The following is an 8,803-nucleotide window of genomic DNA, read 5'->3' on the forward strand; positions in this document are numbered from 1 at the left end:
ATCATTTTTTTTTATTTTAGATTTCATGTGAACTGAGTTTAATCCCAAAGTGGAGACGAGATATATATGCTACGCATTACTATTATTAATACGTCAAATAATGACGTTTTTTACGCAACTGAAAAATCTGTTGGATTTGATATACCGTCAAATCAATCTATCATTTTATTACCGTTTCAAACTAAAATTATTAAAACTGGGCTATCCTTTAAAGTAGAAGACAAATCGTCGTTTAATAACATACGTTTTGAACTACAAATTAGACCTCGCAGCTCCTCATTAATTAAAGAAAATCTCTATATTCAGTTAGGCACTATTGATCAAGATTACACGGGAGAAATCCACGTAATCGTTAAAAATCTTTCACCACTCCCCAAGCGAATTAAAAAAGGCCAGCGCATTGCGCAGGGCGTTATTAGCTCAGTTTATATTGCTGATAACGTCATAAACAAAAATAAAAAACGCAATAATTCAGGATTTGGGAGTACTGGAAAATGAAAGCAAAAAAATATAATCCGTCAGCTCAAAAAATTGTTAGTTATACACAACAACAAATTGATGAATTAAAAGCATACGAAGACCAATTGCACAAAGACATGATTTACATAATCGACAACGACATCACACGTGCATATGCTGATATGAAAAAACACATACGCAAAAATTTAGACAGCAAACGCATTATACACAACAGAAATATATACACTGCATTAATAAATCTTAAAAAATCAGCTCAATTACTAATCAAAAAATATGAGGAGAATTTTGATGCAAATTAAAGACGATGTGAAAACTGAGGTTGAAAACCCTCAAAATTTAACAACTGAAGAAACAGTTCAGTTAAAAAGATATGACATTGGCATGTCATATTACGTCACGAATAATTTAGATGACATGAATAAAGCCAGAGAATTATTAGGATTAAGTCCGCTTAAAAACAAAAAGAAAAAATGCTTGAGATGTAACAGTTATTTTAAATCCGCTGAGTATCGTTTGTGTGCAAATTGCAGAAATTTTGCAAATAGTAATAATTCTAGTTTTTTATGAGAGGAAATATGCATGAAAACAAAAAATATCAGTGATTATATTGACGAAATAAACGCATTGAGAATTGAGAATGAATTGTTGAAACGAGATAAAAAAACTCTCGTTGAAGCTGTGGAAAAAATGGCTTCTGATGCTCGAAATCAACTACATAATTTAGAAAAAACATTGGATTTATTTAGAATTATAAACAGAAATGTGCGTACTGTAAATAATAAACAAAGCCCACCACCCGAGGGTGTAAAACGTCCCGTGGGTAGTATTGATGGCTCAAACATTATGATTAAATCTTGGAGTAAATAATGAATAAAAATATATATAATCTAAAAACTATTGAAGCGCTAAAATTAATGCTAGACGGGAAAAAAGTTAAATGCGAAGACGGAACTATTTTTCAAATTAATTTCGAAAAAGAATTGGTTGTAACAGATCAAAATGATGAATTTAAAATTCATGATTTTTTAAAATCAGACCCTTATAAATTTAAAGAAATTTTGGAGTAAATAATGTCTGAAATTGAGCTGTTTAAAACATCTGTACCCAAAAAAATAAAAAGATTTGCAATCAATAATTTTGGAGTCGAAATAATTGTAGCAGAGAGTTTGAAAAAAGCAGGTATATATTCAGATGATAAAAAATCAAATAACGCAGATGTTGTTTATATTAATAACATAGTATTTGTAAAAAAATATACAAAACATAAAGCAGATGACTTGAGCTTTTTAATACTAAAATGCCTTGGCCTTGCAGTTATACATCATTTTAAATATCAGAATTTAAAAATAACTAAAATAAATGAGGAGATTCAGGCTATAGGTATTGCTTTTTCTTTAGCTGTTTTTCTTAAAATTAGGGTTTCAAAAATGATGATTAGAAATTTAAATAGATTGATTTCCGTTGATGATAGTAAACAATTTTTTTTAGAATTTTAGGAGATAATATGACTATATATCATTTAGAAAATGATAAAACAGAGGATCTTTTTCACAAACTTACTAGCGAGGGTCGACAAAAAGCGTATGAAATTTCACGCACTAATGACAAAAATATTACATATAAAATAGTGCAAAAAATATATATTGATGAAATATTTTCTGAAGGTATAAGTGAAAAATCAATCATAATTTGCACACAAATAAGAAATAAATTTAAAGAATTAGCTGGTTTACTTGTAGATAATATCAAAGATGAGCACAAATTAGAAATTGCACTAACAAATCTGGAAAGCGCAATGCTTTTTGCAGAAGCTGGAATTAATAAAAATTTAGGAGAAAATAAATGACAACATTAGCTACAAAAAACGAAAGTGAGGCGCTGCAAATATTAATGTCAAATTTAGACGATTCAAAATTTATAACAGATGAATTTCTCGCTGAATTTGCAGGAGTCAGAAAAGACAATTTCAATTGCAAAGCTGAGCAGCTAAAAAAATGCGGAATACTGGATAATTTTTATAAAATAACAATAGATAATTTTAATAATATTGGAATAGTCAATCAAAAAATAATTATTAAATATAAATTATCAGATGTTATCCTTATTTTAAGCCAATATGAGAATAGTCACCAAAGAAGGGCTTTGAAATTATGCAAGCGAGCGTTAGATATGTTTGTAGATGACGCTATTATGAACTATGAAAATTTTATAGAATCTAATTTAATGCACATTCAAAAAACATTATCAGGATTGCAAGAAAAACATTCAAAATTCAGTAACGAATTAATTCAGATTAAAAATTCAAAATTGAATAAAAATTCTCAAGAGAAATTAATACATATTCAAAAAACAATTGCTGGATTAAAGAAAAAACATACTAAATTTAGCGACGAATTAATGCAGATTAAAAACTCAAAATTAAACAAAATTAGGCCATAAACAGGAGCGGCCAAACAAATGTTTGGCCTACCGACGAATACGAGACGTATTAGCTACGCATCAGCTCAGAGCGTAGCACAAGGATTAGGAATTGCAACAGCAAATAAAGGAGTGGCTATGTCATCAGGATCGTTTATAAAACTATCATACCCCCTCAGTAGAAAATTAGGAATCCCAAAATCTTTGGTATTACAGAAAATAATTGATTGGGTTTCTGTAAATAAAAACAAATCAAACATGAAAAAAGGGAATGCTGTCTGGGTAAAACGTTCTGCGCAGGAGTTAGCTCAGGATTTAGACGGCAATATGTCAGCGCGTAGTATTGAGCGCCATTTGTCTGAGCTTGCAAACGAAGGTTGGATCATAAAAGAGAATTTTAACAGAAATAGTTTTGATAGGACTACGTGGTACACAGTTAACGGGCGTTTAGTAAGCATTGCGTTAAAAGAATGGAACGCAGAACAGAGCGACAAAATGTCGTCTTCAGATAACGATCAACTGTCGGAATCTGAAACCGACAAATTGTCGAAAAATTTAAATTCATGTGCCGACAATCGATCGGAATCTGAAACCGACAATCTGAGTGCAGTCGGTACGCAAATTGGCGAATCAGAATTACGCAACAGTTACGATTCTCCCAACAATATAGTAATAGATAAAGAATATAAAAAAAGAATAGATGAAGAACAGATAAATATTACAGAAAATTTTTTAGACTTAAAAAAGACAAAAATCAGAGTTGTGAAAACCAATGAGAAAAAATTAGACGAAAGATCGGCTCAATTACTCAAATCTGGAATTGACGCATACGTAAAAGCGTACGAGCAACGCTACAAAGCAAAGTTCCTAGATTTCGCAACTCTCAATCGTTCAATACAGCAAATAATAAAAAAAATGGGCAAATCGTTTTCTGAACAAAATTTAATTGATTGCGTGAATTGCTATATGCGCTCGCAAAATTCGTGGCATTTGACTAAAGGCCACTCTCCAATCTACCTCGCTGGTGACATTCAAAATATTTTTGCAGCAACACAAAATAAAAACGTCATCAAAACACAAACGCAGGCTCGTCACAGCGATTTATCAAGTGCGATTGATCAGTCTATCGCAAATGCAATGGAAGCTCTTAGAGACGAAAAGAACAGTGATATTTTTGATGTTTAAACTTTGATTAAATTAGAGGCATAACATGATTTTTTATTTTGAATTTTTCAAAACAGAGGATTTATGATCAACAAAGAAGATTACAAATTTGATTCAAAAGAGGCATTTAAACGTTTGCTGGATGGAAAATCAATTATATCTAAATTCGGTATTGTATATAAAATAAAAGGAAAATCTATTCAAACAAGCACAGAAAAAATATGCTCATTTGCTGAGTTTTTAAATTATGACAATGAATATTTATTTAAAGAATTTATTAAAGGTAAAGACTATATTTTTGTTTATAATAAAAAATTAAGAACTTTTGAAAAAATTTTAGAATTTGATTTTATTTAATTATTAAAATAAAAAGGAAATTAAGTATAATGAAAAAAACATACAAAACGGAAATTGACGAAAATATTTTAGAGCTGCTAAAAGAAACTGAAATAGAAATAAGAGTAGCTGACTCTTTAAAAGACGCAAATATTAATTGGTTAGACGATAAAGCCAATGAACATTTAGCGTTATATACAAACGGAATAATATTCGTAAAATCACAATCTGAATATAATTACGATGAACTAAATTTAATTGTTTTACATGAAGTAGGACATGCTTTTATACAACATCATCAAATGCGTGGATTTAATATTGATAAAAAAACAGAGGAAATATCAGCAAATTGTATAGCTTTTACATTAGCTAATTTAATTGGAATTGAAGTCAATGATTTTATGATAGGACAGTTTAATAAATATAATGATTTAATTTTTGATTAAATATAAGGCATTCAAATGTTGTTTATACTAAACGCATCGAAAGAAAAATGGTTCAAAAAATATAGAAGCTTCACTTGCACGCCTGAAATGTGTCCTGCATGCAAAATAACGGCGTGGGAAGATGCTGTATTCCAATATTGGATAACAAAAGATCATGTGGGCTTTTTTAGAACATGCGAAAAGTGCAGTAAATTTCAAACTGTATTAACTCCAAGAAATATCAAAGAACAACAAAAATTAAATCGATTGGTTTTTAATCTAACATGCGAATATAGGGAAATATAATGCTAAAATTCAATGAATATATGAATAATACTTTTAAAGACCTGCATGAACACAGCTTTTTAAGCGATTTATTTAGTAATTTAGACAATTTTAAAGATGATTTATTAAATAAAAAATCACCACGATTGATTGTGAATATGCCGCCAAGGCATTTAAAAACCAGAACGTTAGCGTTGGGATTTCCTTTGTTTTTAGAATCATTTAAGAAGCTAAAAATCGCTGTATTTACGCATAACTATCCAAATTCATGTTATCTTAAAAATATTAGTCTAGAAATATCAGAATATAATGAGGTTTATTATTATTTTATAGGGCATGAAATCGAGAAAGAAAAATTTGACTTAATTATTATAGATGATCCTTTTTATTTCTATAGTGCATATAAATGCGAATATATAAATAATTATGTTAGTAATTTATTAAATAAAAATTTAAATAAAAATGGCGGTTTTATTCTAGTTGAGTCAAGGTATTCTGTTAATGATTTAACTAGCTATCTACTTAAAAATTATAATGATTTTAAACTATTAAAATATAGAGCACTTGATATAGCCGATCAGCATTTTTCTTTAGAACATTTTCACAGAATAAAAAATAATTGCAGGCAAATATTTGAATCGCTTTATCAGCAAGAGCCAGTATGTGAGGAAAAATAATGCAAATAATAACAAACATAAGAGAAATTGAAGAAAAAATTTGTGGAACGGAATACGCAGGATTTTTAATTGAGACAGAAAAAAAATACAGAATGCACGGTGAAAACAGGTGTGATAAAATTTACTACATTTGTGTTGTAGATAATGAAGAGCAATGTTGCGAAGATTTTGGCTATTTATCAACTCCTGATGACTATAAATCATTCATTGGTGCTGAGTTTTATTCGTACGAGGTCATTGATGTTGAGGACTCAAAAAACAAATTTGATAAATTTGAGTATAGCGGTGAAGAGCAAAAACTAAACATTAAAACATCGCACGGAGACATTCAATTTTCTGCATATAATTATCACAATGGATATTACGAACACAGAATTATTGTTCAAAAATTTGAAGACGAAACAATGAGTGATATACATTTTAAAAATGAATTTTATAATGAAATATTTAAGAAAATCATCAATAATTTTGGAGTATAAAATATGTGGTACCCAGATATAAAAATAGATAGTTGGCTTAAAAAATATCCTGCATTGAAGGAAAAATACCCTAAAATCTGTACCTGTGGCGAAATTAGAAACGAAGCTGTACCTTTTGTTTCTGATAATTGGGTAGGTTTAAAATATTCTCGTTGCAAATGTGGGAAACTCTCATCTAGAGCAAGCATACCTAGATCAGAAAAACTTAGAAAAGAGCTAATGGAAATAATTTTAAATCTTTAAAAATATTATCAACAGGAATAGCTGTAATGAATAAAACAGATTTTAATGCGGAATATGTTAGAGAGTTAAGAGCGTCGCAAATACAAAAAGAAAAAGAAGAATCTGACATTGAATATGATAAATTAATTAATATTTTAAAAGAATTAATACTAAAAAATTCAATAGAAAATAAAGAATATATTATAATAACAAATGATGATTATCCCGTATTTAATAACCTTATTAAAACTAAAAATTATTCTGAATATCTTGTTAATTATTTTAACGCATTGGGTTTTAAAACTGAATACACAGAAACACGTGAGAGATGTTTTAACGGTAAAACAACAGCTCAATTCAAAATTGAATGGTAGAAATTATGAATGATTTTGAAAAAAAATGTGCAATTATAATACGAGAAATTTGTCAACGTTCAGAGAGAAGCCTTTCAGAAAATTTTATAAAATCGTGGCTTAAAAGCTGCATAAAATTAGGCGAAAAAAAAGCGATGTATGCGCTGGGAGAGATATATAAAAAAGCAAAACAAGGCTATCAAATACCATCTATTTTTGAATTTGAGCAGTTAGCAGAATCAGAGACAGAGCCTAGCATGCAAATTGCTGAAAGAATTATAAAAGGCATGAGCACGATTGGTGCGTATAACAATGATAAAGCGAAAGAATTTATCGGAGATATTGGCTGGAAAATTGTACAAAAAAACGGTGGATGGCAAGAGCTGTGCTATAATACGAATCTAAAATACATTAATTTATTTAAAAAAGACCTTCTAAAACAAATTAAACAACTGAAAAAAGAAGAGAAAATAGAAAACCAAAATTTGTTAAGCGAGGCTCAAATATGAAGAGAAGTGTTATAAATAGAAAAATTAAGAAAAATTCAATAGAGCACATTTTAGAGTCTGCATGTGTACAGTTAACAAAAGAGAATTTTAGTTTAAGAGCCGTTTTGTTCTCATTAATTAAAGAAAATAATAGCGAGATTGAAGACAAAAATATTTATGAGTGGATTAATCAAAGCATGAAAAAATGCCCAAAATTGTCTGAGGAGCAGGAATTGCATATTTTAAGACAGGTTGATCAATATAAATTTGGAAAAGGGAATAAGCATGAATAATGATGAAATATTTGGAGTAATATCTGTTTATGTATTTTGCTTATTCGTATACAGAATTGTTTGCTTTATAGTTCTATTGAAGATTGAAGAAATAATTGGAATAAACAGACGATCAATAATTAAAAAAATAACAAATTTTATAAACTATATGATAACGCCCGAGTATAAACTATTTGATTTACATGATGCATTATTAAGAGAAAAATTAAAGTCAAGATGGAGAAAATATGATATCAGCAAACGAAGCTAAAGAATTAACAAATAAAAATGAAATATTTTACAAAGAAAAAAATTTAAACTTGTCAGCAATTTTCAATGATGATTTGAATACGGTTATAAATTTAATCAGTGACAAAATAAATGAACAAATTAAAAACTTAGATTTTGAGGCATTGATTGATTTAAAAAAAGAAGATGAATTATTAAAAAAATTTTTATATAAGTGGGCTTATAAAGACAAGCTTATGTTATTTAAAGAGTATTTTGTAAAACTGGGATATAAAATTGAAATATATTGGTCGAGATCGTTATATTTTACGCCAGATTTAATAATTATTAGCTGGGAATAATGGAGTAAATAAAATGGAATTAACAGAGAATAGTTTCAATTTGGATAAATACAATGCGATTAAATTAATGAATGAGGGTAGCGCTGTTGTTTCAAATTTAGGTGGAATTTATCATATTAAAGATGGGGAATTGAGTGTAGAAAAAAATGGTTTTGAATCGAAAATAGAATGGAAAGAATTTTTATCTGACGAAAATAAAAAAATGTTTCGAGTTTATAAAGAAGAAACGGAGTGGGGCATTGCGATTGAAATTGACAATGCAGAGGTAAGCACAATTACAAATGCGTTTAAATCTGTGACTGAACTTTTTTATAATGTAAACTACGCGAGAAATAGATATAAAAAGCATTTGATTAAAATTTCGTTTAACAGAATAGATCATAAAAATGATGATTAAGACACATGCTCTTAAATTGCGCAAATTTGGGTTAATTATTTGATTTGTAACTAACTAATTTCATTTAATTTTTTTACCAATGAAGAGCTGGAAAAATGAAAAAAAAATTTGTTATTGGGATAGATGCAGGGCTTCGGGGTGGTGTAGCGTTACTGTACGGCAACGAATCAAAACAGGAGTTACTAGCATATGCGAGTTTATCAACTAGCAGTATTGG

General features: G+C 28.9%; 20 protein-coding genes. All 20 read left to right on the forward strand.

What is annotated here, in order from left to right; genetic code table 11:
* The first annotated feature begins 66 nt into the window (after positions 1 to 66).
* The 20 genes from H7355_RS15600 (at position 67) to H7355_RS15695 (ending at position 8,586) form a co-directional block, all read left to right on the forward strand.
* A complete protein-coding gene (locus tag H7355_RS15600) occupies positions 67 to 498 on the forward strand; it encodes a dUTP diphosphatase (protein WP_186650240.1) in 432 nt (143 codons plus the stop codon).
* Complete coding sequence (locus tag H7355_RS15605) at positions 495 to 779, forward strand: hypothetical protein (RefSeq protein ID WP_186650243.1); 285 nt, start codon at positions 495 to 497, stop codon at positions 777 to 779. Before H7355_RS15600 ends, H7355_RS15605 begins: the two co-directional genes overlap by 4 nt.
* Positions 769 to 1,047 carry a hypothetical protein gene (locus H7355_RS15610; RefSeq protein ID WP_186650247.1) on the forward strand — a complete coding sequence of 93 codons (279 nt, stop codon included), beginning with the start codon at positions 769 to 771 and terminating at the stop codon, positions 1,045 to 1,047. The genes H7355_RS15605 and H7355_RS15610 overlap by 11 nt, the downstream gene beginning before the upstream one ends.
* 12 nt (positions 1,048 to 1,059) lie before the next feature.
* Positions 1,060 to 1,347, forward strand: coding sequence for a hypothetical protein (locus H7355_RS15615; RefSeq protein ID WP_186650250.1), 288 nt, complete (start codon positions 1,060 to 1,062; stop codon positions 1,345 to 1,347).
* Positions 1,347 to 1,547 carry a hypothetical protein gene (locus H7355_RS15620; protein ID WP_186650253.1) on the forward strand — a complete coding sequence of 67 codons (201 nt, stop codon included), beginning with the start codon at positions 1,347 to 1,349 and terminating at the stop codon, positions 1,545 to 1,547. Before H7355_RS15615 ends, H7355_RS15620 begins: the two co-directional genes overlap by 1 nt.
* A 3-nt stretch (positions 1,548 to 1,550) precedes the next feature.
* Entirely contained in the window at positions 1,551 to 1,976 is a 426-nt protein-coding gene (locus tag H7355_RS15625; RefSeq protein ID WP_186650256.1) for a hypothetical protein, read from the forward strand.
* Positions 1,977 to 1,984: 8 nt separating this feature from the next.
* Complete coding sequence (locus H7355_RS15630) at positions 1,985 to 2,326, forward strand: hypothetical protein (RefSeq protein ID WP_186650259.1); 342 nt, start codon at positions 1,985 to 1,987, stop codon at positions 2,324 to 2,326.
* Positions 2,323 to 2,919, forward strand: coding sequence for a hypothetical protein (locus H7355_RS15635; protein ID WP_186650262.1), 597 nt, complete (start codon positions 2,323 to 2,325; stop codon positions 2,917 to 2,919). The genes H7355_RS15630 and H7355_RS15635 overlap by 4 nt, the downstream gene beginning before the upstream one ends.
* An 18-nt stretch (positions 2,920 to 2,937) precedes the next feature.
* Positions 2,938 to 4,083 carry a hypothetical protein gene (locus tag H7355_RS15640; protein WP_186650265.1) on the forward strand — a complete coding sequence of 382 codons (1,146 nt, stop codon included), beginning with the start codon at positions 2,938 to 2,940 and terminating at the stop codon, positions 4,081 to 4,083.
* A gap of 63 nt (positions 4,084 to 4,146) precedes the next feature.
* Complete coding sequence (locus tag H7355_RS15645) at positions 4,147 to 4,419, forward strand: hypothetical protein (protein ID WP_186650268.1); 273 nt, start codon at positions 4,147 to 4,149, stop codon at positions 4,417 to 4,419.
* Positions 4,420 to 4,448: 29 nt separating this feature from the next.
* Positions 4,449 to 4,844, forward strand: coding sequence for a hypothetical protein (locus tag H7355_RS15650; protein WP_186650272.1), 396 nt, complete (start codon positions 4,449 to 4,451; stop codon positions 4,842 to 4,844).
* Between the two features lie 15 nt (positions 4,845 to 4,859).
* Positions 4,860 to 5,129 carry a hypothetical protein gene (locus tag H7355_RS15655; RefSeq protein WP_186650275.1) on the forward strand — a complete coding sequence of 90 codons (270 nt, stop codon included), beginning with the start codon at positions 4,860 to 4,862 and terminating at the stop codon, positions 5,127 to 5,129.
* Positions 5,130 to 5,149: 20 nt separating this feature from the next.
* The gene (locus tag H7355_RS15660) at positions 5,150 to 5,785 is read left to right on the forward strand and encodes a hypothetical protein (RefSeq protein ID WP_186650278.1); all 636 of its coding nucleotides are present in this window, start codon (positions 5,150 to 5,152) and stop codon (positions 5,783 to 5,785) included.
* Positions 5,785 to 6,264, forward strand: coding sequence for a DUF7448 domain-containing protein (locus H7355_RS15665; protein WP_186650282.1), 480 nt, complete (start codon positions 5,785 to 5,787; stop codon positions 6,262 to 6,264). The genes H7355_RS15660 and H7355_RS15665 overlap by 1 nt, the downstream gene beginning before the upstream one ends.
* A 3-nt stretch (positions 6,265 to 6,267) precedes the next feature.
* On the forward strand, positions 6,268 to 6,507 hold the full coding sequence (locus H7355_RS15670; protein WP_186650285.1) for a hypothetical protein: 240 nt from the start codon (positions 6,268 to 6,270) through the stop codon (positions 6,505 to 6,507).
* A gap of 26 nt (positions 6,508 to 6,533) precedes the next feature.
* A complete protein-coding gene (locus tag H7355_RS15675; protein WP_186650300.1) occupies positions 6,534 to 6,860 on the forward strand; it encodes a hypothetical protein in 327 nt (108 codons plus the stop codon).
* 5 nt (positions 6,861 to 6,865) lie between these two features.
* Complete coding sequence (locus tag H7355_RS15680) at positions 6,866 to 7,348, forward strand: hypothetical protein (protein WP_186650303.1); 483 nt, start codon at positions 6,866 to 6,868, stop codon at positions 7,346 to 7,348.
* Positions 7,345 to 7,620, forward strand: coding sequence for a hypothetical protein (locus H7355_RS15685; protein ID WP_186650307.1), 276 nt, complete (start codon positions 7,345 to 7,347; stop codon positions 7,618 to 7,620). The genes H7355_RS15680 and H7355_RS15685 overlap by 4 nt, the downstream gene beginning before the upstream one ends.
* 227 nt (positions 7,621 to 7,847) lie before the next feature.
* The gene (locus H7355_RS15690) at positions 7,848 to 8,189 is read left to right on the forward strand and encodes a hypothetical protein (RefSeq protein WP_186650311.1); all 342 of its coding nucleotides are present in this window, start codon (positions 7,848 to 7,850) and stop codon (positions 8,187 to 8,189) included.
* Between the two features lie 13 nt (positions 8,190 to 8,202).
* Positions 8,203 to 8,586 carry a hypothetical protein gene (locus H7355_RS15695; protein WP_186650314.1) on the forward strand — a complete coding sequence of 128 codons (384 nt, stop codon included), beginning with the start codon at positions 8,203 to 8,205 and terminating at the stop codon, positions 8,584 to 8,586.
* Positions 8,587 to 8,803 lie beyond the last annotated feature (217 nt).

This window comes from Fluviispira vulneris, from assembly GCF_014281055.1.
In the GTDB taxonomy this organism is placed as follows: domain Bacteria; phylum Bdellovibrionota_B; class Oligoflexia; order Silvanigrellales; family Silvanigrellaceae; genus Silvanigrella; species Silvanigrella vulneris.

Excerpts from the sequence above, each read along its gene's own strand:
- H7355_RS15600 (WP_186650240.1), top strand. The coding sequence starts at position 67 with ATGCTACGCATTACTATTATTAATACGTCAAATAATGACGTTTTTTAC.
- H7355_RS15605 (WP_186650243.1), top strand. The coding sequence starts at position 495 with ATGAAAGCAAAAAAATATAATCCGTCAGCTCAAAAAATTGTTAGTTAT.
- H7355_RS15610 (WP_186650247.1), top strand. The coding sequence starts at position 769 with ATGCAAATTAAAGACGATGTGAAAACTGAGGTTGAAAACCCTCAAAAT.
- H7355_RS15615 (WP_186650250.1), top strand. The coding sequence starts at position 1,060 with ATGAAAACAAAAAATATCAGTGATTATATTGACGAAATAAACGCATTG.
- H7355_RS15620 (WP_186650253.1), top strand. The coding sequence starts at position 1,347 with ATGAATAAAAATATATATAATCTAAAAACTATTGAAGCGCTAAAATTA.
- H7355_RS15625 (WP_186650256.1), top strand. The coding sequence starts at position 1,551 with ATGTCTGAAATTGAGCTGTTTAAAACATCTGTACCCAAAAAAATAAAA.
- H7355_RS15630 (WP_186650259.1), top strand. The coding sequence starts at position 1,985 with ATGACTATATATCATTTAGAAAATGATAAAACAGAGGATCTTTTTCAC.
- H7355_RS15635 (WP_186650262.1), top strand. The coding sequence starts at position 2,323 with ATGACAACATTAGCTACAAAAAACGAAAGTGAGGCGCTGCAAATATTA.
- H7355_RS15640 (WP_186650265.1), top strand. The coding sequence starts at position 2,938 with ATGTTTGGCCTACCGACGAATACGAGACGTATTAGCTACGCATCAGCT.
- H7355_RS15645 (WP_186650268.1), top strand. The coding sequence starts at position 4,147 with ATGATCAACAAAGAAGATTACAAATTTGATTCAAAAGAGGCATTTAAA.
- H7355_RS15650 (WP_186650272.1), top strand. The coding sequence starts at position 4,449 with ATGAAAAAAACATACAAAACGGAAATTGACGAAAATATTTTAGAGCTG.
- H7355_RS15655 (WP_186650275.1), top strand. The coding sequence starts at position 4,860 with ATGTTGTTTATACTAAACGCATCGAAAGAAAAATGGTTCAAAAAATAT.
- H7355_RS15660 (WP_186650278.1), top strand. The coding sequence starts at position 5,150 with ATGAATAATACTTTTAAAGACCTGCATGAACACAGCTTTTTAAGCGAT.
- H7355_RS15665 (WP_186650282.1), top strand. The coding sequence starts at position 5,785 with ATGCAAATAATAACAAACATAAGAGAAATTGAAGAAAAAATTTGTGGA.
- H7355_RS15670 (WP_186650285.1), top strand. The coding sequence starts at position 6,268 with ATGTGGTACCCAGATATAAAAATAGATAGTTGGCTTAAAAAATATCCT.
- H7355_RS15675 (WP_186650300.1), top strand. The coding sequence starts at position 6,534 with ATGAATAAAACAGATTTTAATGCGGAATATGTTAGAGAGTTAAGAGCG.
- H7355_RS15680 (WP_186650303.1), top strand. The coding sequence starts at position 6,866 with ATGAATGATTTTGAAAAAAAATGTGCAATTATAATACGAGAAATTTGT.
- H7355_RS15685 (WP_186650307.1), top strand. The coding sequence starts at position 7,345 with ATGAAGAGAAGTGTTATAAATAGAAAAATTAAGAAAAATTCAATAGAG.
- H7355_RS15690 (WP_186650311.1), top strand. The coding sequence starts at position 7,848 with ATGATATCAGCAAACGAAGCTAAAGAATTAACAAATAAAAATGAAATA.
- H7355_RS15695 (WP_186650314.1), top strand. The coding sequence starts at position 8,203 with ATGGAATTAACAGAGAATAGTTTCAATTTGGATAAATACAATGCGATT.